At 68.2% G+C, this 25,523-nt stretch carries 27 protein-coding genes and 1 tRNA gene; 10 read left to right on the top strand and 18 right to left on the bottom strand.

What is annotated here, in order from left to right:
* Positions 1-107: 107 nt before the first annotated feature.
* Both LGN10_RS31985 and LGN10_RS31980 read left to right on the top strand, forming a co-directional pair.
* Positions 108-184: transfer RNA gene (locus LGN10_RS31985), tRNA-Val, on the top strand.
* 449 nt (positions 185-633) lie between these two features.
* On the top strand, positions 634-1,140 hold the full coding sequence (locus tag LGN10_RS31980; protein ID WP_226226129.1) for a DUF2628 domain-containing protein: 507 nt from the start codon (positions 634-636) through the stop codon (positions 1,138-1,140).
* A gap of 76 nt (positions 1,141-1,216) precedes the next feature.
* Here LGN10_RS31980 and LGN10_RS31975 read toward each other — a convergent pair whose 3' ends face one another.
* Positions 1,217-2,098, bottom strand: coding sequence for a sigma-70 family RNA polymerase sigma factor (locus tag LGN10_RS31975; RefSeq protein WP_226226127.1), 882 nt, complete (start codon positions 2,096-2,098; stop codon positions 1,217-1,219).
* On the bottom strand, positions 2,098-2,574 hold the full coding sequence (locus tag LGN10_RS31970) for a carboxymuconolactone decarboxylase family protein (protein ID WP_059580368.1): 477 nt from the start codon (positions 2,572-2,574) through the stop codon (positions 2,098-2,100). Before LGN10_RS31970 ends, LGN10_RS31975 begins: the two co-directional genes overlap by 1 nt.
* Before the next feature lie 343 nt (positions 2,575-2,917).
* On the opposite strand from LGN10_RS31970, the gene LGN10_RS31965 reads away from it, so the two are divergent.
* From LGN10_RS31965 to LGN10_RS31945, 5 genes are all read left to right on the top strand, one after another.
* Entirely contained in the window at positions 2,918-3,142 is a 225-nt protein-coding gene (locus LGN10_RS31965) for a hypothetical protein (protein ID WP_155720415.1), read from the top strand.
* 11 nt (positions 3,143-3,153) lie between these two features.
* Complete coding sequence (gene egtB / locus LGN10_RS31960; RefSeq protein ID WP_059580370.1) at positions 3,154-4,377, top strand: ergothioneine biosynthesis protein EgtB; 1,224 nt, start codon at positions 3,154-3,156, stop codon at positions 4,375-4,377.
* On the top strand, positions 4,361-5,374 hold the full coding sequence (gene egtD, locus LGN10_RS31955; protein WP_226226125.1) for an L-histidine N(alpha)-methyltransferase: 1,014 nt from the start codon (positions 4,361-4,363) through the stop codon (positions 5,372-5,374). Before egtB ends, egtD begins: the two co-directional genes overlap by 17 nt.
* A gap of 293 nt (positions 5,375-5,667) precedes the next feature.
* A complete protein-coding gene (locus LGN10_RS31950) occupies positions 5,668-5,964 on the top strand; it encodes a hypothetical protein (protein WP_060008881.1) in 297 nt (98 codons plus the stop codon).
* A 56-nt stretch (positions 5,965-6,020) separates the two neighbouring features.
* Positions 6,021-6,275 (top strand): hypothetical protein, encoded by a 255-nt coding sequence (locus tag LGN10_RS31945; RefSeq protein WP_226226124.1) that lies wholly within the window; start codon positions 6,021-6,023, stop codon positions 6,273-6,275.
* Positions 6,276-6,480: 205 nt separating this feature from the next.
* Here the strand turns inward: LGN10_RS31945 and LGN10_RS31940 are convergent, their stop codons facing one another.
* The 11 genes from LGN10_RS31940 to LGN10_RS31890 form a co-directional block, all read right to left on the bottom strand.
* On the bottom strand, positions 6,481-9,507 hold the full coding sequence (locus LGN10_RS31940) for a type III restriction-modification system endonuclease (RefSeq protein WP_226226123.1): 3,027 nt from the start codon (positions 9,505-9,507) through the stop codon (positions 6,481-6,483).
* On the bottom strand, positions 9,507-11,525 hold the full coding sequence (locus LGN10_RS31935) for a site-specific DNA-methyltransferase (RefSeq protein ID WP_226226122.1): 2,019 nt from the start codon (positions 11,523-11,525) through the stop codon (positions 9,507-9,509). The genes LGN10_RS31940 and LGN10_RS31935 overlap by 1 nt, the downstream gene beginning before the upstream one ends.
* Positions 11,526-11,878: 353 nt before the next feature.
* Positions 11,879-12,661: a flagellar biosynthetic protein FliR gene (gene fliR, locus LGN10_RS31930; protein WP_226226121.1), complete on the bottom strand. Its 783-nt coding sequence runs from the start codon at positions 12,659-12,661 to the stop codon at positions 11,879-11,881.
* A gap of 28 nt (positions 12,662-12,689) precedes the next feature.
* Entirely contained in the window at positions 12,690-12,962 is a 273-nt protein-coding gene (gene fliQ, locus LGN10_RS31925) for a flagellar biosynthesis protein FliQ (RefSeq protein ID WP_006401718.1), read from the bottom strand.
* A gap of 17 nt (positions 12,963-12,979) precedes the next feature.
* Entirely contained in the window at positions 12,980-13,741 is a 762-nt protein-coding gene (gene fliP, locus LGN10_RS31920) for a flagellar type III secretion system pore protein FliP (RefSeq protein ID WP_226226120.1), read from the bottom strand.
* A gap of 36 nt (positions 13,742-13,777) precedes the next feature.
* A complete protein-coding gene (gene fliO / locus LGN10_RS31915; protein ID WP_226226119.1) occupies positions 13,778-14,344 on the bottom strand; it encodes a flagellar biosynthetic protein FliO in 567 nt (188 codons plus the stop codon).
* Positions 14,341-14,844: a flagellar motor switch protein FliN gene (gene fliN, locus LGN10_RS31910; protein ID WP_059580396.1), complete on the bottom strand. Its 504-nt coding sequence runs from the start codon at positions 14,842-14,844 to the stop codon at positions 14,341-14,343. The genes fliO and fliN overlap by 4 nt, the downstream gene beginning before the upstream one ends.
* On the bottom strand, positions 14,837-15,835 hold the full coding sequence (fliM, locus tag LGN10_RS31905) for a flagellar motor switch protein FliM (protein WP_059580399.1): 999 nt from the start codon (positions 15,833-15,835) through the stop codon (positions 14,837-14,839). Before fliM ends, fliN begins: the two co-directional genes overlap by 8 nt.
* Before the next feature lie 22 nt (positions 15,836-15,857).
* Positions 15,858-16,358 (bottom strand): flagellar basal body-associated protein FliL, encoded by a 501-nt coding sequence (fliL, locus tag LGN10_RS31900; protein WP_179231707.1) that lies wholly within the window; start codon positions 16,356-16,358, stop codon positions 15,858-15,860.
* Between the two features lie 211 nt (positions 16,359-16,569).
* Positions 16,570-17,292, bottom strand: a complete 723-nt coding sequence (locus tag LGN10_RS31895) for an LrgB family protein (protein ID WP_226226118.1) — start codon at positions 17,290-17,292, stop codon at positions 16,570-16,572.
* A 13-nt stretch (positions 17,293-17,305) separates the two neighbouring features.
* The gene (locus tag LGN10_RS31890; protein WP_059580671.1) at positions 17,306-17,779 is read right to left on the bottom strand and encodes a CidA/LrgA family protein; all 474 of its coding nucleotides are present in this window, start codon (positions 17,777-17,779) and stop codon (positions 17,306-17,308) included.
* 141 nt (positions 17,780-17,920) lie between these two features.
* On the opposite strand from LGN10_RS31890, the gene LGN10_RS31885 reads away from it, so the two are divergent.
* Positions 17,921-18,847: a LysR family transcriptional regulator gene (locus LGN10_RS31885; protein ID WP_059580406.1), complete on the top strand. Its 927-nt coding sequence runs from the start codon at positions 17,921-17,923 to the stop codon at positions 18,845-18,847.
* 70 nt (positions 18,848-18,917) lie between these two features.
* Here LGN10_RS31885 and LGN10_RS31880 read toward each other — a convergent pair whose 3' ends face one another.
* Together LGN10_RS31880 and LGN10_RS31875 are read right to left on the bottom strand one after the other, a co-directional pair.
* The gene (locus tag LGN10_RS31880) at positions 18,918-20,480 is read right to left on the bottom strand and encodes a DHA2 family efflux MFS transporter permease subunit (protein WP_059580409.1); all 1,563 of its coding nucleotides are present in this window, start codon (positions 20,478-20,480) and stop codon (positions 18,918-18,920) included.
* 177 nt (positions 20,481-20,657) lie between these two features.
* Positions 20,658-21,146: a MarR family winged helix-turn-helix transcriptional regulator gene (locus LGN10_RS31875; protein WP_059580411.1), complete on the bottom strand. Its 489-nt coding sequence runs from the start codon at positions 21,144-21,146 to the stop codon at positions 20,658-20,660.
* Positions 21,147-21,320: 174 nt separating this feature from the next.
* Between LGN10_RS31875 and LGN10_RS31870 the strand changes: the two genes are divergently transcribed.
* Positions 21,321-21,611, top strand: a complete 291-nt coding sequence (locus LGN10_RS31870) for a multidrug ABC transporter ATPase (protein ID WP_226226117.1) — start codon at positions 21,321-21,323, stop codon at positions 21,609-21,611.
* A 303-nt stretch (positions 21,612-21,914) separates the two neighbouring features.
* On the top strand, positions 21,915-23,486 hold the full coding sequence (locus LGN10_RS31865) for an efflux transporter outer membrane subunit (RefSeq protein ID WP_089464409.1): 1,572 nt from the start codon (positions 21,915-21,917) through the stop codon (positions 23,484-23,486).
* 24 nt (positions 23,487-23,510) lie between these two features.
* Here the strand turns inward: LGN10_RS31865 and LGN10_RS31860 are convergent, their stop codons facing one another.
* The 3 genes from LGN10_RS31860 to gspL all read right to left on the bottom strand — a co-directional run.
* On the bottom strand, positions 23,511-24,299 hold the full coding sequence (locus tag LGN10_RS31860) for a type II secretion system protein N (RefSeq protein ID WP_059580674.1): 789 nt from the start codon (positions 24,297-24,299) through the stop codon (positions 23,511-23,513).
* 36 nt (positions 24,300-24,335) lie between these two features.
* Positions 24,336-24,842 (bottom strand): type II secretion system protein GspM, encoded by a 507-nt coding sequence (gspM, locus tag LGN10_RS31855; RefSeq protein ID WP_054928223.1) that lies wholly within the window; start codon positions 24,840-24,842, stop codon positions 24,336-24,338.
* Positions 24,839-25,523 (bottom strand): type II secretion system protein GspL (gene gspL, locus LGN10_RS31850; protein WP_226226115.1); only part of this gene is annotated, 685 nt, incomplete at its 5' end. The genes gspL and gspM, both read right to left, overlap by 4 nt.

The raw sequence follows: 25,523 nt of genomic DNA, 5'->3' as shown, positions 1-25,523 counted from the left end.
ATCGCTGCACGACATCGATCGTCAGCACGCGGCGCGGCGCGTTTCAAGAAATTTTCACGAAGGGGCTTGTGCTCCCCCAAAACCCTCTCTATAATTCGCGGCTTCTTAGGCTCGTAGCTCAGTTGGTTAGAGCACCACCTTGACATGGTGGGGGTCGTTGGTTCGAATCCAATCGAGCCTACCAACGAACAAAATGAAGGGGTCCGGCAGCACAACTTGCCTACAGGCAACGCGGCTCGCCAAACATACAAACGCCACGCGGCAACCTCGCGTGGCGTTTTTCTTTGCGCCGACGGGTAGCATCCGGCCGCGCGCCAGCCTTCACGTTTCTCTCCGTATCCCGCGCTACACGTATTGACTGTCGAAACGGTTCGACACAATTGCGGCCGTATGCACCGGGCGCGGCACAGCACCAGCCGACGTGCGTTTCGTCCGCGCGCCCGCATCCAGGCTGCCCCGGCTTCTCTTACTCCATCGCCGTACGCCGCATAGACTCGGCCGACCGTCGACGCGTCCCGATACCGGAAAAGACTCGTCGCGGCATTCCCGGGAACGCGCACACATCTTGCCGACGCAGTGAGCGGACCCGATACCAATAACGCGCACGCTGCGCCACCGAGGGCCAACACACACATGTCCGAGACCACGACACCCGTCAGCACTGACGAAATCGCCGCTTACGTTGGGAAAAAAGCCCGCTGGTATGAAACGAAATGGGCAATCGCCGCGACACGCAGGAGCAAGCATTCCTGGAACTGGGCAGCCTTTCTGGTGGGGCCGTTCTGGATGGCGTACCGTGGCATGTACTGGCATGCGCTGGCGCTATTCGGCATCGTATTCGGGCTCTCGCTGATCGAAATGCTGTTCTTCCCGAATTTCTTCGACTCGAGTCAGAGCAACGCAATCGGGATCGGGATTTCGGTGATGCTTGGCTTGCATGGCAACAGTTTCTACCAGACGCATGTCCGCCGGGCGATCACGAGGCTGCGTCCCCATTCGGCACCCGGCGACTCCTTTCTTGCACTCCTGAGCGTGCAAGGCGGCACGAACTGGCTCGCGGTAATCGGCTTTGCCGTCGCGTTCGTGTTTTTCTGTTACGCGACGTCGCTCATTCACGCCTTGGTGGCCGCATTCCGATGACGTCATCGGCTCGCGCCGGATCGAACGAGAAAGCGGGCAGGGTGGCCGCTTGAACCCGCACGCCACCCGTGCACGCTCAATGCAGATGCCTCAATTTATCAGGATTCCGCACGACATAGATCGCGACGATCTTGCCGTCGTCGATCTCGAGCGCGGTCGTCTGCAGCTCGCCGTCGGCTTCCAGCGTGACGAACCCCGGCAGCCCGTTGATGAACCCGGCCCGCACGAGCTTCGACGCATGCGTCTCGAACAACTCGGCCAGGTGCGCGTGCACCCGCATCACGCGTTCGAAGCCGAACACCGGCTTGCCGGCGGCCGCGCGCTTGCCGCCGCCGTCGGAATGCAGGCTCACATCCTCCGCAAGCATCGCGCCGAGCGCGCGCATGTCGCCGCTGCGCGACGCCGCGAAGAACGCTTCGGCCAGTTCGATCCCGCGCTGCTTCTCGACATGAAAACGCGGCCGCGCGTCGCGCACGTGCGTGCGGGCCCGCGCGGCGAGCTGCCGGCATGCGGCCGGATCGCGCCGGATCGTCGTGGCCACTTCGTCGAATTCGACGCCGAACACGTCGTGCAGCAGGAACGCTGCGCGTTCGAGCGGCGACAGCCGTTCGAGTGCAAGCAGCAGCGGCAGCGTGACGTCGTCCTGTTCGTCTTCCTCGACGACCGGCTCGGGTAGCCACGGGCCGATATAGGTCTCGCGCTGGTGCCGCGCGGACTTCAACTGATCGAGGCACATGCGCATCACCATGCGGCGCAGGAACGCCTCGGGCACGCGCACCTCGGTGCGGTCGACGTCCATCCAGCGGATGAACGCGTCCTGCACCATGTCCTCGGCATCCGCGACGGAACCGAGCATCCGGTACGCGACGCGAATCAGCGTACGACGCAGCGGATCGAAGCTCGCCGCCGCGTCGGCCCGTTCGTCGGCGTTGCCGCTGGCCGGGTCGAGGTTCGGCATCAAGCCACCATCTTCGCGGCGGCGGCCTTCGCGTCGGCCGGGTCGACCCACAGCCCGAAGCCGACTGCGAGCCGGTTCCAGCCGTTGATCACGTTGATCATCACCGTCAGTTTCACCTGTTCCTCCTCGCTGAAATGGTCGTTCAGCGCCGCATGGGCCGCTTCGTGCGCGGCGTGGCCCTCCGACAGCCGCGTGAGCGCGTCGGTCCAGCCGAGCGCCGCGCGTTCGCGGTCGGTGTAGCAGGGCGCTTCGCGCCACGCGGACAGCAGATAGATGCGCTGCTCGGTCTCGCCTTGTTCGCGCGCCTCGACGGTGTGCATGTTAAGGCAGTTCGCGCATGCATTGATCTGCGACGCGCGGATCTTGACCAGCTCGATCAGCGTCGGCTCGAGGCTCCCGGCAGCGGCGACCGACACGGTCATCCATTGCTTCATCAACGCGGGGGCGGCGGCAAACGGATTGAGTTTCGCAGTCATGGTTCCTTCTCCTTTCGTGTGGGTTCCGCCGATATGACGAGCGAGCCCCCCGCGTGTGTGACATCGGCGTAAAAAATTTTTTGCAGCCGGAGAAGAAAGCGGCGGCCAGCGTAGGGCAGAGCCGTTGAGCGGGGCACGGAGAACAACGCGATATCGACTGACGAATCGTCCGCGGGACGCCGCGCCTCCGACCCACGCGCGCCATCGACCTTTCATGCACGCCGTGCGGCTGTCACCGGGCGTCAGCAGCATGCAGCGGCGGGCACGCGTATTGCCCCCGTCGCCGAACCCCACCACGACGGGGCATCGACGGTCCGCTGCACGGGCGATGCCGACATCACGCATGCTTTCATTTTTCTTTCGCCTCCGTTTCATCCGAAATCCGATTCGCGACGTTCACATTTCTGGACCATACTGTTCTGCACGGGCAGATGAAGTGACGCCGCATCCGCGGCCCGGCGCGCGCGCCGGCTGCCCGACGACGCAGCAGCAAATCGCACGTCAGCCGCGCGCATCCGCGCAAGGCTTTCCCTTTTCCGGCAACGCAACGCAGCGAATCGCGACGTGAACGGTAAACCGATGAGCCTTCTTGCATCCCAGCTTCAGCGCCGTTACCAGGACGTGCGCGCCCATAGCGTCGCGTTGACCGCGACGCTGTCCGCCGAAGACCAGGCCGTGCAGTCGATGCCCGACGCGAGTCCGACGAAATGGCATCTCGCGCATACGACCTGGTTCTTCGAAACCGTCGTGCTGATGCGCCGCGTGCCCGGCTACGCGCCGTTCGACGCCGCCTTCCAGTTCCTGTTCAATTCCTATTACGAAGCGCTCGGCCCGCGCCATCCGCGGCCGCAGCGCGGGCTGCTCACGCGTCCGTCGCTCGACGAGGTGCACGCGTACCGGCAGTACGTCGACGACGCGATGCTGCGCGCGCTGGCCAGCGCCGATGCGGCGCTACTCGACGCGATCGAACCCGAGCTCGTGCTCGGCCTGCATCACGAGCAGCAGCACCAGGAGTTGATCGTTACCGACATGCTGCACGCGTTCTCGTGCAATCCATTGAAGCCGGCGTTCCGGCCGCGCAACGCGACGGACGGCGACGCGATGGCCGCGGGCGACGCCGGCGTGCTGCGCTGGCTGCCCCAGCCGGGCGGGCTCGTCGAGATCGGCCACGACGGCGACACGTTCTCGTTCGACAACGAACGGCCGCGTCACACGGCACTCGTACGGCCGTACGAGATCGCGAACCGCCTCGTGACGAACGCGGAATTCGCGGCGTTCATCGCCGACGGCGGCTATACGCGCCCCGAGTTCTGGCTGTCCGACGGCTGGGCGACGGTGCAGCGGGAAGGGTGGCAGGGGCCCGCGTACTGGATGCCGGACGACGACGATGCGGCCGCCACGCGCGTGCGGCGCACGTTCGGCCTGCACGGCGTCGAGCCGCTCGCGCCCGACGCGCCGGTATGCCACGTGAGCTTCTACGAAGCGGCCGCGTACGCGGAATGGGCCGGCGCACGGCTGCCGACCGAATTCGAATGGGAAACCGCGTTCGCGGCCGACGGCATCCGGCAGATGCTCGGGCACGTCTGGCAGTGGACGCGTTCGTCGTACGAGCCGTATCCGGGCTTTCGGCCGCTCGCCGGGGTAGCTGCCGAATACAACGGCAAGTTCATGGTCGGCCAGCAGGTCCTGCGCGGCAGCAGCATCGCGACGCCGCCGGGGCATGAACGGCCGACGTACCGCAATTTCTTTCCGCCGGCGGCACGCTGGCAATTCACGGGGGTGCGACTTGCGCGAGACGTCTGATCTGACGGCCACGAGCGGTGGCCTGCAACCCGCCCGCGATTCGCGGCCGAGCGCGTTCGAGCGCGACCTGATCGACGGACTGTCGCGCACGCCGCGCAGCATCCCGCCGAAATACTTCTACGATGCGGCCGGCTCCGCGCTGTTCGACCGCATCTGCGAGTTGCCCGAGTACTACCCGACGCGCACCGAGCTCGGCATCCTGCGCGATCGCGCGGCCGAGATCGTGCGGCGCGTCGGCCCGCATGCGGACATCGTCGAATTCGGCGCGGGTTCGCTCGAGAAGATCCGCGTGCTGCTCGACGCGTTCGCGGGCAACTACGCGAACGCGCCGGCGCGCTACGTGCCGGTCGACATCTCGGCCGACTACCTGCACGGCGCGGCCGCGCGGCTGCGGGCGGCGTATCCGTGGCTCGACGTCGCGCCGCTCGCGGCCGACTACACGAAGGCCGAGCAACTGGCCGCGCTGACGGACACGCCGCGGCGGCGCATCGGCTTCTTTCCCGGTTCGACGATCGGCAACTTCTCGCCGGAAGAGGCCGACACGTTCCTGCGCGACGCGGCGCGGCTGCTGCGCGGCGGCGGCCTGCTGGTCGGCGTCGATCTCGTGAAGGACGAGCGCACGCTGCACCGCGCGTACAACGACGCGCAGGGCGCGACCGCGCAGTTCAACCTGAACCTGCTCGCGCGTGCGAATGCCGAGCTCGGCGCGGATTTTGACGTCGATGCGTTCTCGCATTGCGCGTTCTACGACCGCGAGCGGCAGCGCATCGAGATGCATCTCGTCAGCGACGTCGCGCAGACCGTGCACGTGCGCGGCCACGCGTTCCGCTTCGAGGCCGGCGAGCGCATCCACACGGAAAACTCGCACAAGTTCACGATCGACGGCTTTCGTGCGATCGCGCGCCGCGCCGGGTTCGAACCCGATACCGTGTGGACCGACGCGGACAACCTGTTCAGCGTGCACTGGCTGCGCAGCGTCGACGATATCCGCGCGTAACGCGCGCCGCCACGAACCGCTCGCGCCGCAGGGTGAGGGCGGTTCGCCCGCCATGCACACCGGCGGGTTCGATCCCGTTGCCCGGTTTCGTGCCGAAAATCCCCTTTTTACCAGCCCGATGCATCGCTGCAACGGTGTGTGGAATACCGTCTCTTCCCTGTTCCACAAGGCTTTGCGGGCACCCGTAAACGTCCGTTACCTGTCTCGCATACCCGTTTCACCTGTGTCGGCGCACGGTGCCTAGACTTCGAACCGTAGTCACATGACGCACGACACGTGCAGGGAGTCGCGAAATGAGCAAGAAACTTATTCTCGGTGCAGTTCTCGGTGTAGCGGCGCTGGCAGCTTCGGGCGTCGCATCGGCCCACGTCGACCTGTCGGTCGGCATCGGTGTGCCCGCCTATGCGGCGCCGGCGCCCGTCTACGTGGCGCCGCCTCCGCCGGTGATGTACGCGCCGGTCGGCTATCGCGACGACTGGCGTGCGCGTCAATGGCGTGAACGCGAGTGGCGCCGCCGTGAATGGCGCGAACACGAATGGCGCGAGCGCGCCTGGCGTGACGGCGGCGGCTGGCGCGGCCGTTGGGACTGAGCGTGGCGACCCGCTCGCGCGAACACTGATCACGACGACATGAGGAGAGTGATCGCATGAATCCCATCCGGCACATCGGACGGTATGCAACCGCCGCGGTCGTTGCGCTCGCAACGATCGGCAGCGCGCACGCGGCGGGCTGCATGAAGGGCGCGGTGGTCGGCGGTGTGGGTGGCCACTACGCGGGGCACCACGCGGTGGTCGGCGCGGTCGGCGGCTGTATCGTCGGTCATCACATGGCGAAGAAGCAGGCGCAAGAGCAGGCCGCGCAGCACAAGGCCGCCGCGCAGGGCATGCAGCCGGCGCAGTAAGCGACCTCGCCGCCGGCGCGATGCCGTGGCGTCGCGCCGGTGCTTCGTTCCCGCGTTCATGCATGCCCCGGATTGATCCGACGAATGCGTGCGCACGCATCGTTACGATCATTTACGACGTCATGCGGCGCGCATCGTGCGTGGCGCGATCGATAAAGGCCCGGCCACGCCGACAAAAAAGGGCGGCTCGTCGCCGCCCTTCGTCTCACCGCCTCGCGCCTGCCAGCGGCGCCGCAGGTTCGAACAGTGCGTCGACGTGCCTGGCCCGCACGAAGCGCGCCGCGCCGTCGCCATCGGCCAGCGCACGGAAATGCGCTTCGCCGCACGTGAGCTTCGCGCGCTCGTTCTCGCTCGGCACGTGGCCGTCCGTATTCGGCGTATCGACGACGAAGTACAGCCGCTCGCCGCCATCCTGCTCCGCAAGTACGGCCCAGTCCGGGTGATAGCTGCCGAGCGGCGTCTGCACGCGAAACCACGCCGGCAGCTTCGCGTACAGCTTTACGCCGTCGTGCGCTTCGAGCGCATCGGCGAACGCGCGTTCGGCGTCCGTCTCGCACACGACCGCTTCGTGGATCGACTTGCGCGCGTCGAGCCGCAGATTGCGCAGATAGCCGGTCAGCGCCTCGCTCTCGAACGATTCGAGCGCATGCACGTGGCGCTCGCCGAGCTTGCGGTACGCGATGCCCGCGACGAGCGCGAGCCGCTTGCAGCGGTTGATCGCGTCGGCCGCCACCGCGATGAACTGCTGCGGATTCACGCGGAAATCGTCGAGCCGGCCGCTGTCGGCGAGGATCGTCGCGAGCGAACGGCGCGTGAGCTGCGTACGGTCCTGCAACTCGGTGAGCAGATCGGGCAGCGGCAACTCGCCTTCGTCGAGCAGCACCGTGCCGGCGCCGGCCACCTCGATCGCCTCGATGCCGGCCTTGCCGATGTCGATCTCGGCCTTGCGCCACTGCAGCCGCGCCCGCGCGATGTTCGGCGCGTCGCGCAACGCGGCCGTGCAGTCGCGCACCAGCTTCGCGTTGTCGAACTCGACGCGGTACACGGTGCGATGACGGATGCGGTCCCACAGCGCGCGGAAATCCTCGCCGAACACGACGGCCTTGCCTGACGCGTCGCGCCGCAACGCGATCGCGCGGCGCTCGTCGGCGTTGCGCACCGCGAAGCGGCCCGACAGCTTGCGCAGCATCGCGACGATCGGTGCGCGCAGCCGCTCGAACGCATCCGGCAGCACGAGCGCGCTCTGGCGCAGCGCATCCTTCAGCCGGTCGAGCACCTTGCCCTGCGCGTCGACGTAGCCCTGCTCGTGCAGATGGTTCCACAGCACGCGCGACAGCTCGATGCCGAGCGCATGCGCGGGGCCGTCGTCTTCCTGCACCGGCAGCGCCGCGAACTGGTGTTCCTCGACGATCCCGAAGCGGATGCCCGTATCGGCCTCGATTTCCTTCTGCAGGTTCTCGGCGAACGACTCGTAGCGCTCGGTCGCGATCACGGTGAGCGTGTTCACGCCCGGGTCGCGCACGCGTTCGCCGTCCTGGTCGACGGCGAGACGCAGCCCGCGGCCGAGCGTCTGGCGGCGCTCGCGTTCGGTCTGGATGTCGCGCAGCGTGCAGATCTGGAACACGTTCGGGTTGTCCCAGCCTTCCTTCAGCGCCGAGTGCGAGAAGATGAACTTCAGCGGCGTGTCGAACGACAGCAGCACCTCCTTCTCGCGCATGATCAGGCCGTACGCGCGCTCCGCGTTCTCGCGGGCCGCCGCGCTGCTTTCGCTCGTGTCGGTCCAGCCGCCCTTGCGGTCGATCGAGAAGTAGCCGTTGTGCGCGCGCTCGACCTCGAGCGCGACGTCGACGCCGTCGAACAGCGCACGGTAGGCCGGCACGCGCGCCGCGCGCGCATATTCCTCTTCGAAGATCAGCGCGTAGTCGCCCTTCACGGGCATCCCGTTCTCGTCGTAGCGGCGATAGCGCTCGACCGAATCGACGAAGAACAGCGACAGCACCTTCACGCCGCGTTCGGCCAGGCGCAGCTCCTTGTCGAGGTGCTCGCGGATCGTGCGGCGGATCATCTCGCGCTGCACGGCGAGCGTGTCGATGTCGCCGAATGCCTCGCCGAGCGACAGGAACGCCTCGCCTTCCGAATGGCGCAGCTCGACGTACTCGGCGCCTTTCACCGCGTGCACTTCGCCGATCCTCAAGCCCGCGTACAGCGCGCGCCTGGTCAGGCGTTCGAGATCGTCGCCGTCGGTGGCCGACACGATCTGGCGCTTCACGCCAGCCGCCGTCGCGACGTCGAGCTCGACGCGCGCGCTGATCGCGCCGCGCCGGTTCGACACGCCGACGAGCCGCACGTACGGCTTGTTGTGCGCGTCCTCGACGATCGCCGACGCGATCTCGATCTGCTTGACGAGCTTGCGCTCGTACGCGTCGACCGCATCGAGCCGGTACACCATGTGATGCCGGTCGACGTGCGTGGCCGAATAGCGCAGCGTGCAGAGCGGCGCCATCGCGGCGAGCGCTTCGCGGCCGCGCCCCTCGAGGCCGCCGTCGACGCTCTGCGGCTCGTCGACGATCACGATCGGCCGCGTCGCGCGGATCAGGTCGATCGGCTTCTCGCCGCCGGTCTTCTCGCTGTCCTTGTAGAGATTGTTGATCTCCTTCTTGTTGATCGCGGCGACCGTCATCACCATGATCTGGATCGCCGCGCTCGCCGCGAAGTGGCGCACCTGGCCGAGCTTCGCGGAGTCGTACAGGAAGTAGTCGTACGGCACGCCCGCGTACAGCGCGCGGAAGTGATCCTCGGTGATCGACAGCGTCTTGTGCACGCCTTCCTTGATCGCGATCGACGGCACGACGATCACGAACTTCGTGAAGCCGTAGCGGCGGTTCAGCTCGAAGATCGTGCGCAGGTACACGTAGGTCTTGCCGGTACCCGTCTCCATCTCGACGGTGAAGTCGCGCGAGCCGGGCAGGCCGGACGGCGGCAGCCCGCCGCGCAACTGCACGTCGGCGAGATTGCGCGCGAGCGCGTCGTCGGTCAGCGACAGCCGGTTGCCGACGCCTTGCTCCGACACTGCGAAGCCGAGCGAGCCCTGTGCGGCGGCCGTCGTGCCGGGCGCGGCGTTCGCGAGCACGCTGAAATCGCCGCGATACGACTCCTGGCCGCGAAACAGGTCGCAGACGGCGTCGATCGCCTCGCGCTGGTAGTCGAGATCCGCTTCGAAATGCAGCCGCATCACAGGCTCCGCACGCGCTTCACGCCGTGCTGTTCGAGCAGCGCGGCGAGATTGAGCTTCGCGACGTCGTCGACGAAACCGTTGTCGCGGAACAGGCACGTGACGTCGCGCGACGCGCCGCTCGCATCGAGCAGGTCGACGATGCCGTCGGCGAGCGGGCCCGCATCGTCGCGCGACAGGCGCGCATCGAAGCACGCGACGATCTCGCGGCCGATCAGGTGCACCGTCTTGCCGGCCACCTGGTGGTGCTCGACCGGCGTGCACAGGTCGAGCCCAAGCTTGAGCGTCAGCTCGGCGAGCAGGTCGTCCTCGGTGCGGCCGGTCTTCACGTGTTCGACGGATGCGAACAACGCATGGTCGAAGTCGTCGCGGCGCGGGTCCCACTCGATCACGTTGGTCGTGTCGAGCCGGTACACGCGAAAGCCGAGGTCGCCATAGCTTTCCGGATAATCGCGCGCGACCTGCTGCGCGGCGCGGCGCAGGCGCTCCTTCGTCACTTCGGCGAGCGTCAGCGGCTTCTTCAGCTTCGCGCAGAAATCGGCGGCCGCGGTTTGCGTCTTGTCGCGGCGATCGAGCGCCTCGGGCAGCTGCACGAGGACGTAGCGGCGCGCGCCGCCGTCGGTCGCGTTCACCTGCATCACCGCGTGGCCCGTCGAGCCGGAGCCGGCGAAGCAGTCGAGCACGATGTCGTCGCCGCGCGTGCACCAGCCGATCACGGCGGCCGCGAAGTCGACCGGCTTCGGCAGGTCGAACGGGATGCCGAGCGCCTTCAGCAGCGCGTCGTCGGAGCCGGCGAACGGCAGTACCGACGGCACGTTCTCGTACATGTTCTCGTCGAGGTAGTAGATCCGCTGCGGCTGCGTGGTTTCATCCGGGCCGAATTCGATCTGGCCGCGCTCGATCAGCGCCTGCATCGTCGCGGGCGGGTTGCGCCAGCCGCGCGCCGGCATCGCGCACGGCTTGCCGGTGACCGGGTGGATCAGCGGCGTGAAGTATTCTTCCGGCGCCTTCTTCTTGTTCGGCCACGCCATCGACACGAGACGGTACACGCGGCCTTCCGCCGACAGCCGGTCGTACATCGCCTCGCCGCCGGACAGGTTGGTCTGCGCCTTCATCCACGCGCGGTACGCCTTCTGCGCGTCCTTCGGGTTGCCGCTGCGGTACACGGCGTCGTGCGCGGCGTCGAGCATGCGCTGCGCGTTGCGCTTCGGGCGCTTGAGCGGCGCGCGTTCGAGCAGCGTCTCGGCGTTGCGCGCGAACAGCACCAGCGATTCGTGCTGGTACGCGATGCCGCGCGCGTCGCCCTTCGGGTTGCGCTTGTCCCACACGGCCACGCCGAGCTCGTTTTCCTCGCCGAAGATCTCGCGCAGCATCAGCACCAGCGCATGCACTTCGTGCTCGTCGATGTGCACGGCGATCAGCCCTTCGTCGGACAGCAGCGCGTGCGCGAGCTTCAGGCGCGGATACATCATGTTCAGCCAGTCGGTGTGGAACCGGCCGTTCGCCTCGGTGTTGGTGCTGCGCTTCACGCCGGCTTCGGTCTGGCCGGTCATCGCCAGGTAGTGGCGGATGCTGTCGCTGAAGTCGTCCGGATAGACGAAATCGTTGCCGGTGTTGTACGGCGGGTCGATGTAGACGAGCTTCACCTTGCCCGCGTAGCTCTTGTGCAGCAGCTTCATCACGTCGAGGTTGTCGCCCTCGATCACGAGGTGGCGCGTGTCGTCCCACGCGACGCTGTCGTCGGGGCACGGCCGCAGCGTGCCCGTCGACGGCGTGAGCGCGGCCTGGCGCGCGGCGCGCTTGCCGTGCCAGTGAAAACCGTAGCGCTCGTCGGCGTCGCCGAGCGTGCGTTCGCCGACCAGCGCCTTCAGCACGTCGACGTCGACCGACGCGCCGTGCGGGCCTTCGGTCACGAGTTCGGGGAACAGCGCCTTCAGGCGCGCGACGTTGTCGGCGGTGAAATCCGTCGACATCGCCTGCGGGCTGGCCGCATCGAGTTTGTGCATCGTCTTTTCCATCGGAGCCCGGCCGTGCGCGCCAGGACGTCGGGCGCGCTCACGGCACCGGCGGCAAGGGCCGCCCGGGGCAAACCCGAAACGCTAGCGAGTCGGTCGGCCGAGGTCAAGCGCCGATGTGGGCCGAACGTGCGGGCATCGGCCGCGATTGCCCGCCGGACGGGGCGCAAGCGGGGTCGGGCCGGTTGTGGCACGGGGCGGTCGGGCGGCGGGCATTCGACGGCGCCGCGGAAAGGACGAAAAAAGGGGCACGGTCGGCGCCGAACGCGCGCGTGCCGCAGGGAGACTCACGGCGGGAGGGGATGAGTCCCGCCCGAGTGACGCGAACGAGCATCGACGTGGGTCGACAGGGCGCCTTACCGCCACCCGATCAGCACCCGCCCCATCGCATCGACCCCCATGTCGAACAGGTGCGACACGAACGGCACGAGGTTCGGCACCATCAGTTGCACGAGCAGCAACCCGACGATCAGCGTGACAGGAAAGCCGATCTGGTACATGCCGATCTGCGGCGCCGCGCGGTTCAGGATGCCGAGCGCGAGGTTCGCGATCAGCAGCGCCACGACCACCGGCAGCGAAAGCAGCAGCCCCATCTCGAACACGGTCGCGCCGAACGAGGCGAGCGTGCGCCAGCCCGGCGCGTGGAGCAGGTCGGCCGACACCGGCAGCGACTGGAACGACGCGGCGAGCGCGGCGAATACCTGCAGATGGCCGTCCACGGCAAGGAACGCGAGCATCGCGACCGCGTTCAGGAACCGGCCCATCGCGGGCGTCGCGCCGTTCGAGTGCGGATCGAAGAAGGTCGCGAAGCCGAGCCCCATCGACAGCCCGATGAAGTCGCCGGCCGCTTCGACGGCCGCGAACACGAGCTGCATCGTGAAACCCATCGCGACGCCGATCAGGAACTGCGTGACGAGGATCCAGATGCCCTGCGCGGAGAACACGGTGACGTCCGGCATCGCGCCGAGCGTCGGCGCGACGACGAGCGCCATGAACGCGGCGACGCCGATCTTCACGCGCGCCGGCACGGCCGCGTGGCCGACCATGGGCGCCGTCGCGACGAGTGCAAGCATCCGCACGAACGGCCACAGGAAAGCCGTCAGCCAGCCGTTGAGCTGCGCGTAGGTGACCGAGAACATCGCGGGAAAAGGCAGGCGGACGCGCGGCTCAGCCGGCGCCGAGCGTCGCGACGTGCAGCAGCGTCTGCCGCAGGTAGTCGAGCATCGTCGTCAGCATCCACGGCCCGGCGATCACGAGCGTCGCGGCCACCGCGAGCAGCTTCGGGATGAACGACAGCGTCGCCTCGTTGATCTGCGTCGCGGCCTGGAACAGGCTCACGACGAGGCCGACCGCGAGCGCGACCAGCAGCAGCGGGGCCGCGAGCAGCAGGCCGACCATCATCGCCTGGTGCGCCAGCGTCATCACTTGTTCGGGCGTCATCGCGCGTGTTCCTCCGCTTACGTGAAGCTCTGCGCGAGCGAGCCGATCAGCAGCTGCCAGCCGTCGACCAGCACGAACAGCATCAGCTTGAACGGCAGCGATACGGTGGACGGCGACACCATCATCATCCCCATCGACATCAGCACGCTCGCGACGACCATGTCGATGATCAGGAACGGGATGAACACCGTGAAGCCGATCTGGAAGCCGGTCTTCAGCTCGCTCGTGACGAACGCAGGCACCAGCAGCGACAGCGGCACGTCCTCGGGGCCCTGCATCGGCGCGGCCTTCGAGATCTTCGCGAACAGCGCGAGATCGGTCTCGCGGGTCTGCTTCAGCATGAAGGTCTTGAACGGCGCGACGCCGCGCTGCACCGCCTGCTCCATCGGCATCGAGCCGTCGGAGAACGGCTTGTAGCCGTCGTTGTACGCGCGGTCGAGCACCGGCGACATCACGAAGAAGGTGAGGAACATCGCGAGGCCGACGAGCACCTGGTTCGGCGGCGTCGTCGCGGTGCCGAGCGCCTGGCGCAGCAGCGACAGCACGATGATGATGCGCGTGAAGCTCGTCATCATCAGCAGCATCGCCGGCAGGAACGACAGCATCGTGAGCAGCAGCATCGTCTGCACGCTCAGCGAATAGGTGGTGCCGCCGTGCGGGCCCGGGCTCGCGTTGAACGCGGGCAGGCCGTTCGCCTGCGCATACGCGAGCGCAGGGGCGAGACAGAGGATCAGCACGGGCGCGACGCGCGCGGTGTGCCGCAGGAAGGCGTGTTTCATCGGAATGCGAAGTCGGAAAGAGGGCGCGGCGCCATGTCAGCGGTCCTTGCCGCGCCCGAGGCGTTTCGCGGCTTCGCCCGCGAGCGCGTCGCGAAACCGTGAGCCGAACGTGCCGGGCAGGCCGGCGCCGGGCGAAGCGCCGCCGGCGGACGCGTCGGACGCGGCCGGGCCCGCGACTGCGGCCACCGAACCGGCCGGCAGCGTATGCAGCAGGCGCACGTTGCCCGGCGCGACGCCGAGCACGAGCCAGGTGTCGCCGATCTCCACGATCGTCGCGCTTTCCTTCGCGCCGAGCCCGACGCTCGATACGACCTTCAGCGGGCCGCCGCGCCGCGCGGGCTGGAAGCCGAAGCGGCGCGCGAGCCATGCGCACGCGAACACGAGGCCGATCACGACCGCGAGCCCGACGAGCGTCTGCAGCACCGCGCCGATGCCGAGCGACGGCACGGCCGAACCGACCGTCACGCTCGACGCGATCGAACCGGCGTGGTTCACCGCGTTCATGTCGGCGGCGCCGGCCGGCGCGCACGCGAGCGACGCGGCGACGGCAAGCACCGCCGCCATCGCGCGGCACCCGCGGCGGCCTGGCTTCACGACGTTCATCGATTCAGCTTACGGATACGTTCGGCCGGCGTGATGATGTCGGTCAGGCGAATACCGAACTTGTCGTTGACGACCACGACTTCGCCCTGCGCGATCAGGCAGCCGTTCACGAGCACGTCCATCGGCTCGCCGGCCATGCCGTCGAGCTCGACGACCGACCCCTGCGCAAGCTGCAGCAGGTTGCGGATCGCGATCTTCGTGCGGCCGAGTTCCACGGTCATCTTGACCGGGATGTCGAGGATCATCTCGATGTCGTTGTGCGTCGAGCTCGCCGCGGCCTTCGACAGCGGCTGGAACACGCCGGCGCCCGTCGCCCCGGCCGGCACCGGCTGCTGGTTCTGCTCGGCGAGCGCGGCCGCCCAGTCGTCGAGGCCCTGCTCTTCGTCGGCCGCGGCCGGCGCCTTCGCGTCGGCGGCCGATGCCGCGGCGGCCGATGCCGCGAGGGCCGCATCGGCCATCGCCTGCATGTCGTCGTCGGGCGTCTGGTTCAGCTCACTCATATCCACCTTCCTTCATCGAATCGCTCGCGCCGATCATCTTCTGCACGCGCAACGCATATTGACCATTGAAAATTCCGTAGCCGCATTCCATCACCGGCACGCCGTCGACCTTCGCGGTGATCGTGTCCTCGATCTCGAGCGGCAGCACGTCGCCCGCGCGCAGGTTCAGGATCTTCTCGAACGTCGCCGAGATCTCGGCGAGATTCGCGGTCAGCTCGACCTCGGCGGCCTGCACCTGCTGCGACAGCACGCGCACCCAGCGGCGGTCGACTTCGAGCGCCTCGCCCTGGATCGGCGAGCTGAGCACGTCGCGGATCGGTTCGACCATCGAGTACGGCATGCAGATGTGCAGCGTGCCGCCCGTCGGCCCGAACTCGATCGAGAACTGCGTGACGATCACGATCTCGTTCGGCGTCGCGACGTTCGCGAACTGCGTGTGCATTTCCGAGCGCACGAATTCGAACTGCAGCGGCCGCACGCTCTTCCACGCGGTCGTGTAGTGCTCGAACACGAGGTTCAGCAGCTTGCCGATGATCCGCTGCTCGGTGGCCGTGAAATCGCGGCCCTCCACACGCGTGTGAAAGCGCCCGTCGCCGCCGAACAGGTTGTCGACGACGAAGAACACGAGGTTCGGGTCGAACACGAACAGCGACGTGCCGCGCAGCGGCTTCACGTGCACCAGATTCAGGTTCGTCGGGATCGGCAGGTTGCGGGTGAATTCGCTGTACTTCTGCACCTTCACCTGGCTGACGGAGATTTCCGCCGTGCGCCGCATGAAGTTGAAGATGCCGATCCGCAACAGGCGCGCGAAGCGGTCGTTGATGATCTCGAGGCCGGGCATCCGGCCGCGGACGATTCGCTCCTGCGTCGCGATGTTGTAGGGACGGACGCCCGACGTGTCGCGCTGCTCGTCGACCGCATCGGTTTCGCCCGTGACGCCCTTGAGGAGGGCATCGACCTCCTCCTGGGACATGAACTCCTGGTGACCCATACGCGCTCCTTTCGCGGCCGCGTTACTGGACGACGAATTCGGTGAACAGCACCTCGTCGACCTTCGCGCGCTGGTTGCCCGGCTGCGTCGGCTGCGCGATCAGCTCCCGCAGCTCGTTCGCGAGCGAACGTTTGCCGTCCGGCGTCGCGAGCTCTTCGGGATGCTTGTTCGACAGCGCGAGCAGGATCCGGCTGCGGATTTCCGGCATCCGTGCGGTCAGTTGCTCCTGCGCCTTCGGGTCGGTGAGCTTCAGCGACAGGCCCACGCGCAGGTAGTGCTGCACGCCGTCGTCGGACTGCAGGTTCACCGTCATCGGGTCGAGCGGGAAAAACACCGGCGCGGCAAGCGGCGCCGGCTCGGCGGGCGCGCTCGCATGGCCGACGCCTGCCTTGCCCAGGAACACGTACATGCCGCCGGCGGCGGCGGCGGCCGCGCCCAGCGCGATGACGGCGATGAGCGCGATGCGCTTGAACTTGCCGGAGGAAGCCGGCTTGTCGGCGGTCGGGGTTGCGGTCGTGGCCATGTGAATGCGTGCGTGATGTCTCGTAGCATGCATTGTTCGGCATCCGGGCCGAGGCCGATGGGCGGAAAAGAGGGGGGAATTGCGGCTATCTCAGCCGATTGTCGGCGCGGCGCCGGCTCGATGCAGGGGGGAACGGCGGCGCAGGCGGCCCAGCGGGGCGGAACCGGCCGCGCAGAAAAAAGGGCAGGCGGCGGCGCCTGCCCGTCGGGCGTCAGATCGGCAGCAGCGTGAGCAGCGGCGCGATCAGCACCATCGCTACGCCCGCGATCATCATCGTCAGGCTCGACACGACGCCTTCCTCGCTGCCGATCTCGCGTGCCTTCGCGGTGCCCACGCCATGGGCGGCCGCGCCGAACAGCGCACCGCGCGCGAGCCGCGTGCGCATCGGCACGAGCGCGAGCACGAGCTCGCCGAGCAGCATTCCGCAGATGCCGGTCGCGATCACGAAGAGGGCGGTGAGGTCCTTCGGCGCGTGGATCTTGTCCGACACGGCGAGCGCGAACGGCGTCGACACCGAGCGCGTCATCAGCGAGCGCTGCAGCTCGGGCGACAGATGCAGCAGCTTCGCGAGCAGCAGCGACCCGCACACGCCCGCGGCGATCCCGACCGCGACGCCGACCGACAACGACAGCCAGTGCCGGCGAATCAGGTCGCGGTATTCGTAGATCGGCACCGCGAACGCGATCGTCGCCGGGCCGAGCAGCCACATCAGCCAGCGCGTGTCGCGGAAGTAGACCGAATACGGGATGCCGGTCAGCAGCACGAGCAGCACCAGCGCGCCCGGCACGAACACGAGCGGCGAGAACAGCAGCGTCTTTTTGTACGCGTAGAGCCGCTTCGACGCGAAATACAGCACGACCGTCAGCACGAAGCAGCCGACGGAGATCGCGGTATTCACGCGGTCGGCGGGCAGGTTCGATAGCGCGGCGAGCATGGAAGGCTCCGGCTCAGTGGGCGACGGCGCCCAGGCGCGCGCGGCGGCGCTCGGCGAACACGCGTTGTGCGGCGAGCCGGCGTTCGAGCTTCGCGGCGAGATCGACCGCGACGGCCACCGCGACCATCACGAACGCGGTGCCGGCGAGCATCACCAGCGCGATGCGCCAGCCGTCCTCGCGGAACAGCCCGCCGTACTGCACGGCCGCGACGGCGGCCGGCACGAAGAACAGCAGCATGTCGGACAGCAGCCAGTTCGCGCCGTCCTTCACCCACGCCGGTGCGACGCGGCCCGAGAACAGCAGCACGAGGAGTACCGCGAGGCCGATCACGCCGGACGGAATCGGCAGCCCGACCTTGCGCACGGCCCAGTCGACCGCCATCCACAGCACGCCGAGCGCGGCGGCCTGCAGCACGATCCGGCCCGTGTGCGCGAGGCTGCCCGAAGCGGCGGAGCGGGCGGCGGCAGTGGCGGTCGGCTGATTCATGGCGGGCTCCATACGGATGTTTCTGTCGATGGCCTCAGTATAGGGTTTCCCCTAACCATAAATAAAATGACTTGTCTCTATCCTTATCATTCCAATTCGGAATTCGTTTTGACGTGTTTGCACCAATCTGGGGAGTGATCGATGGAATTGCGCGCGCTGCGGTACTTCGTCGAGGTGGTTCGCCAGCAGAGCTTCACCGCGGCGGCCGACAGGCTGTTCGTCACGCAGCCGACCATCAGCAAGATGGTGAAGGCGCTGGAGGACGAGATCGGTTCGCCGCTGCTGCTGCGCGACGGCCGGCAGATGGTGCTGACCGACGCCGGGCGGATCGTGTTCCAGCGCGGCCAGGACGTGCTCGCCGCGCAGGCGCAGTTGCAGTCGGAGCTGAACGATCTCGGCACGCTCGGGCGCGGCGAGCTGACGATCGGCATTCCGCCGCTCGGCGGCTCGCTGTTCACGCCGATCATCGCCGCGTACAAGCAGCGCTACCCGAACATCGAGCTGAAGCTGTTCGAGCAAGGCGCGCGGATGATCGAGGCCGCGCTGACGTCGGGCGAGCTGGAGCTCGGCGGGCTGCTGGAGCCGGTCGATCCCGGCACGTTCGAGCGGCTGCCGATGGTGCGCGCGCCGCTGTGGCTCGTCGCGCCGCGCGAGTCGCGCTGGGAGGATCACACGGCCGTGCCGCTCGCGGATCTCGCGCGCGAATCGTTCGTGTTCTATGCGGAAAGCCTCGCGCTGCACGACGCGGTGCTCGATGCGTGCCGGCAGGCCGGCTTCACGCCGTCGATCGTGAGCCGCAGCGGCCACTGGGATTTCATGGCCGCGCTCGTGCATGCGGGTGTCGGCATCGCGCTGCTGCCCGAGCCGTATTGCCGGCGGCTCGACGCGGGCCAGTTCACGTGCCGGCCGATCGTCGAGCCGGAAATCACGTGGGCGATCGCGCTCGGCTGGCTGAAGAAGGGCTACCTGTCGCACGCGGCGCGCGCGTGGCTCGACGTCGCGCGGGCGACGCTGCCGCTCGCGCCGGCCGACGATCTGGCGTTCGGGGGATTACGGGCGCGGGAGTGAGGGGGGCCGCCGGGCGATGAAGCGGACAGTGAAACAAAAAGGGCGGCCGTGACGGCCGCCCGTCGGGCCCTCAATGCCCCATCGCCGGCCCCGCGCCCTTCTTCGGCTTCGTGATCCACACGAGCGCCGCGAGCGCGATGAACACGCCCGCCGACAGGTGGAAGAAGTCGTTGGTCGCCATCATGAAGCCCTGCTGCGTGACGAGCTGGTTGAGCTGCGCATTGGCCGTCTGCCCGACGATGCCGAGCTGCGCGAGCGCGCCCTGGTAATCGGTCGTGTTCTGCGCATAGACGCTCACCGATTCCGACAGCCGCGCATGGTGGTAGATCGCGTCGTTCTCCCAGAACGTCGAGCTGGCGGCCGTGCCGATCGCGCCGGACAGCGTGCGCAGGAAGTTCGACAGCCCCGACGCGCTCGCGAGCCGCTCGTCGGAGATGCTCGACAGCGTGATCGTCGTCATCGGCACGAAGAAGCACGCGACGCCGATGCCCTGCACGAGCCGCGGCAGGATCACGTGGTTGAACGGCACGTCGAGCGTGAACGTCGCGTTCCACAGCGACACGCCCGCGAACACGATGAACGCGAAGCTCGCGACCATCCGCAGGTCGAGCCGGTGCATGTTGCGGCCGATCAGCGGCGACAGCACGAGCGCGAGCAGCCCGACCGGCGCGGTCGCGAGACCGGCCTTGCCGGCCGTGTAGCCCATCACCGTCTGCAGCCACAGCGGGAAGATCACGACCGAGCCGAAGAACGCCATGAAGCCGAACGAGATGATCAGCGCGCCGAGCGCGAAGTTGCGGTCCTTGAAGAGCGTGAGGTCGACCACCGGCTCCTTCTCGGTCGCCTCCCACACGAGCATGAACGCGAGCGACACGACCGCGATCAGCGCGAGCGCGACGATGAACGACGAGTTGAACCAGTCGCGGTCCTTGCCGAGGTCGAGCATCATCTGCAGGCACGACACGCCGATCACGAGCAGCGCGAGGCCGATCGCGTCGATCCGCTGCTTCGTCGTCTTCGTCTCGCGGCCGCGCAGCAGGAAGTACGCGCAGGTCGCCGAGAACACGCCGATCGGCAGGTTGATGTAGAAGATCCACGGCCACGTATAGTTGTCGCTGATCCAGCCGCCCAGGAGCGGGCCGAAGATCGGCGCGACGATCACCGTCATCGCCCATAGCCCGAGCGCGAGCCCGCGTTTCGCGGGCGGGTAGCTGCGCATCAGGATCGTCTGCGACAGCGGCACCATCGGCCCCGACACGAGGCCCTGCAGCAATCGGAACGCGATGAGCGTCTCGAAGTTCGACGCAAGGCCGCACAGCGCCGATGCGATCGTGAACGCGAGCACCGACAGCGTGAAGAGGCGCACTTCGCCTACCCGCCTTGCGAGCCAGCCGGTGAGCGGCACCGCGATCGCGGACGCGACCGAGTACGACGAGATCACCCACGTGCCTTCGCTCGTCGCGACGCCGAGGCTGCCCGAGATGGTCGGCACCGCGACGTTCGCGATCGACGTGTCGAGCACTTCCATGAAGGTGCCGAGCGCGAGCCCGACGGTCAGCAGCGCGAGCGCGCCGCCGGTCAGCGGCGCCGGTTCGGCGGCGGGGGAGGGGGCGGATGCCGTGGTGGCGGACATCGGAATCTCCTAGACGCGGCGCGCGCGGCGCGCCGGCACAACGCACGGACGCGCGACGCAGCGCGGCCCGGCCGGGTGGAAGGAAAAAGGGGAAAAGCGGAGCGAGTGCCTTGTCATCTTCTGCCCAGACAGAGAAATAAGCGAATGTTTAACTGCGACATGGGGGCTCCGCGTGCATCAGCAGTCGGGTTCGTCGGGCTTCGGGCAGCCGGTCGAACCGGGCCCGTTGGCGATGAAGCGTTGCAGCAGGCCGGTGAGCGTCGCGAGTTCGTCGGCCGAGAAGCCTTCGAGCTGTGCGTTGAGCACGGTCGCGACGAGCGACGGCAGCGCGCGGGCGGCTTCGATGCCGCGGTCGGTCAGCGTCAGCTCGATCATCCGGCGATCCTGCTCGCTGCGCGCGCGTGCGATCAGCCCCTTGCGTTCGAGCCGGTCGAGCATGCGCGTCATCGAGCCGCTGTCGTACGACATCTTGCGCGACAGTTCGAACGGCGTGCGCGCGTAACCGCGCGACAGCAGCAGGATCACGCCGATCTGCTGCGCGGTGAGGTCGAGCGGCTCGAGCGCGCGATCCATCCGCTCGACGAGCGCCTGCTTCGCCTTCGACAGGTAATAGCCGAGGCTCGTTTCCAGCGCGATGTTCTCGGGATCGTAGAGGCCGCCGGTCATACGATTGCGCGCGCAGCAATAGTGCGTTTCGGGTTAAAACGCGCCCAGTATCTTGAAAAATGATTGCTTAGTCAATATTATTTAAGTCAACCAGTTACGACGTGCATGTTGCACCGCCGGAGACTATGTTCTGACCGATTGGCCCGCACTGCCGGGCACCCGAGGATGTTCGCGATGCTGTTCCTGAAAAATGCCGCCGGCGCGCTGCGCCGCAACCTGACCGATACCGCTCATCATGTGTTCTCCGGGCCGCACCGCGGCTGGAAGATCGCGCTGTACGTGACGATGCTGGTCGTGCCGGGCGGCTCGCTCGCGGCCCTCGGGTTCGCGTGGTTCGATCATCGCCGGCAGCGCAACGCGAAGGGCGGCGCCTGCCGCACGAGCCAGCCGGCCCCGTCCGTGGCGGAGCCGTCGACATGGCGGGCCGCCGCCGAACCCGTCCCGGTGCCCGTGCGCTGTCACTGACGCCGCATCGTTCCCGCTTTCCCGACCGTCCCGCCTGTCCCGCTTGATCGCCGGCCGCGTCACGCGCGGCCGAAGTCGTACGCCCGTTCACCCGTCCGTTTTTCCCGCAAGCCGGCCGTAATGGCCGGTAAACCGGCCGCCCGCGCCGGTAACACATTCGGGCCGCTGCCCACCGTACCCTTAGGGCTGCGCGGCTTTCCCGCCGTCAGTTACCATTTGTCCGCCAGCGGCCAACGACCGCACCGCATGACCGCATCGCGCGGCGCCGCTCGCCGGCCGTCGCGCCCAGACAGGAAAACCACCATGCCGTACGCTTCCCTCCCGCGCGCCGTTCGCCCGCTGAGCGCCGCCGTCGCCATTGCGACGGCCGTGCTGCTCGCCGGCTGCGCCGTCGGGCCCGACTATCACCGGCCCGACACGTCGATTCCCGCCGCCTTCAAGGAAGCGCCGGCCGGCTGGAAAGTCGCGCAGCCCGCCGATCGGGCCGATCGCGGCGCGTGGTGGACGGTCTACAACGATCCGCAGCTCGATGCGCTGATCGGCAAGCTCAACGCGTCGAACCAGACCATCGCGCAATCGGCCGCCGCCTACCGGCAGGCGCGCGCGCTCGTCACCGAGGCGCGCGCCGCGTATTTCCCGACCGTCGGGCTGAGCGCATCGGGCTCGCGCGCGCGGACGCCGCGCACGTCGCTGTCGTCGGGCTCGTCGTCGAATTTCGGCAGCGGGTCGACCGGATCGATCAACAACAGCTACAGCGTCGGCCTCGACGCCAGCTGGGAGCCCGATCTATGGGGCAAGGTGAGCCGCACCGTCAGCGCGCAGCGCGCCGGCGAAGCGGCCGCCGCGGCCGATCTCGCGAACGCGCGGCTGTCGCAGCAGGCGCTGCTCGCGCAGACCTATTTCCAGTTGCGCACGTCCGATGCGCTGCAAAAGCTGCTCGACGACACCGTGAAATCGTACGAACGGTCGCTGCAGCTCACGCAGAACCAGTACGCGCAGGGCGTCGCCGCGCGCGCGGACGTGATTCAGGCGCAGACGCAGCTGCAGAGCGCGCAGGCCGCGCAGATCGACAACGGCGTCGCCCGCGCGCAGTACGAGCATGCGATCGCGACGCTGATCGGCGAGCCCGCGTCGACCTTCTCGCTGCCGCCGAACCCGCTCGCGGCCGAGCCGCCGGTCACGCCGGTCGACGTGCCGTCCACGATCCTCGAGCGCCGGCCCGACGTCGCGGCGGCCGAGCGCCGCGCGGCGGCCGCGAACGAGCAGATCGGCGTCGCGATCTCGGCGTTCTTCCCCACGCTCACGCTGTCGGCCAGCGGCGGCTTCCAGAGTTCGGTGTGGTCGCAGCTGTTCACGCTGCCGGCACGCTTCTGGACGGTCGGCCCGCAGCTCGCGGCCACGCTGTTCGACGCGGGCTTGCGCGCCGCGCAGACCGACGCCGCGCGCGCGACCTACGACCAGGACGTCGCCGCCTATCGTCTCGCGGTGCTCACCGCATTCCAGGACGTGGAGGACAACCTGGCGTCGCAGCGCATCCTCGCGCAGGAAATCGACGTGCAGCGGCAAGCCGTCGACAGCGCCGAGCACGCGCTCGCGATCGTCACGAACCAGTACAAGGCCGGCACGGTCGCGTACCTGAACGTGCTGACCGCGCAGACCACCGCGTTCACCGCGCAGCAGAAGCTCGCGACGATCGCCGGGCAGCGGATGGTATCGTCGGTCGGGCTCGTGAAGGCGCTCGGCGGCGGCTGGAACGTATCGGAAATGGCGCGCGAGAACGGCGGCATGGCGGCGCCGGCGCCTTTGCCGGCGTCCGGTGCGGCCGCGCCCGCGGCCACCGCACCGTCGGCCGCCGCGCCGCTCGCGCAGAAGTAGAAGGGAAGCGGGCGACGCGCGCGTTCAGCGCTGCGCGTCGCCGAAGATCAGCGAAACCTGGTTGTTGCCGATTGGGTGGCCCAGCAGGTTCAGCAGCCCGGCGAGGTTCGCCTGCTGCTCGGGCGCCGCGTGCGCGGTCCCGCGGAACGATCCCTGGCCGGGGCCGAAGCTGCCGTGCCCGTCGAGGAACAGCGGGCCCTGTGTCGTCGACAGGTCGAGATCGGCGCCCGCGCCCTTCGCCTGCAATACCGCGCGGTACGAACCGAGCGGCTTCACGCGCGACACGCGCGAACTCATCGAATCGATCGTCACCGTCAGCTGGCCGAACGCGTTGCTGCCGATGAGCCGCCAGTCGCTCCAGGCGAGCCGCACGTCGCCCTGCAGATCGAGCGTGTTGAACGGCGTGCCGAGCCCCGTGAGCAGCGACGCCGGCACCGCCATCGCGCCCGCCGACAGCACCGCGCCGCGCCACGTCGCATCGAGCGTGACCGCATCGGGCATCGCTTCGGTCTGCCGCATGCGCATCTGCACGCGCCCGGTCAGCAACGGCCAGAAGCGCGTGGTCCATTCGACCCGGCCAGGCAGCAGCGTCGCCGCGCTCTGGTCGGCGCCCGGCGCGAGCATCAGCGTGCCCGAGCCGTGCCACAGCGAGCCCTCCGGATCGACGAGATTCACGTGGCCGCCGGTCGCACGCGCGAACTGCGGCGCGATCCATGCGGCCGGCGCGAGCGCGACGAGCGTCACCGCCGTCGCCAGACCGCCTGCCAGCACCCACGGCAATACGGTGACGAGCCGTCTCACCCACGGCCGCATCGGCCGGCCTTCGTATGCGTCATCCACTGCCGTCATCTATTTCTGGACGGAAGGTTGCATCACGGCCGTCAGGTCGACCTGGCCGTCCTCCTTCAGCGCCGTCGCATGCGCCTCGCCGACCTGCACCTTGAATTGCCGGCGCGCATCGTCGAGCCACTGGGTCCACGCCGGGAACGACACGTTCTTCATCTGGATCTGCACGCCATTGCCGACGATCTGCACCTGCGCGCCCTGCAGCCCGTGATCGGACAGCGACGCGGTCAGCGCATCCTTCAGCGCGAGGCCGGTCGGCGCGACGCCCTGCGCGGCGGCCGCCAGCGACTTCGCCTCGTTCGCCTGCGCGGTCATCTGCGCGAGTTCGTGACGCATCGCCGGCAGCTCGCGCTGGATCCGCGCGCGGCCTTCCTGCGCGGGCGACCACAGCACCGAATACGCGATCGCGACCGCCAGCACGGCGCCGCCCCAGCCGAGCAGCGTCTTCTCGCGCGGCGTGCGTTCGCCCCAGAACTGGGCGAGCGTCTGGTTCAGTTGTTCGGTTTTCATGAGCGGCTCCGGATCGTCCATTTGCCCGTGTTGCTGTCGACTTCGCCGGACAGTCCGTTACGCGCGAGGCGCTGCGTGAAATCGGGATCGACCTTGACCTCCGGCTTGAAGCCGACGTCGAGCCGCCGGTCGTGATAGTCGAGCGACGCGATGCCGTTCAGCGGCAACGCGCCCATCGAGCGCGACAAGCCGCTCGACAGCGCGAGGAAATCGTTCGGCGACAGCTCGCCGGCAGCGAGCCGAAGCTGGTCGAGCTGGCGCTGCATCTGCGCGGGCGGATCGAGCACGGTGGTCGTCTTCGGGAACGCGGACAACAGCGTCTCGGTGATCTGCGCGGACAGCGCATCGCGCTCGCGCGACAGCTTCCACCAGTGCAGGTTCATCCCGATCACCGCGACGCCGAGCGTCGCCGCGGCCAGCGCGATCGGCACGCGCAGGCGCTTGAGCGTCGCGCGATCGAAGCGCCACGGCTGCGATTCGAATTCGAACTGGCACAGATCGAATGGCTCGGCGAGCGCCCGGCGCGCGAACGTGTCGAACGACAGCGGCGCGGCGCCCGGCAGCAGCGGCGCGTCGGCGCGGCCGACCGACGCGAGCCGCGGCTCCGCGCCCGGTTCGCCGAGTTCGTACAGTTCGATGGCGCCGCCGCCCGCGAGCGCGGCCAGCGTGCCGGCCGCGCGC

Origin of the sequence: Burkholderia sp. AU32262 (genome assembly GCF_020419985.1) — a bacterium.
Lineage (GTDB): Bacteria > Pseudomonadota > Gammaproteobacteria > Burkholderiales > Burkholderiaceae > Burkholderia > Burkholderia semiarida.
The sequence above is the reverse complement of the archived record's forward strand: the minus strand, read 5'-3'. Positions and strand labels throughout refer to the sequence as shown.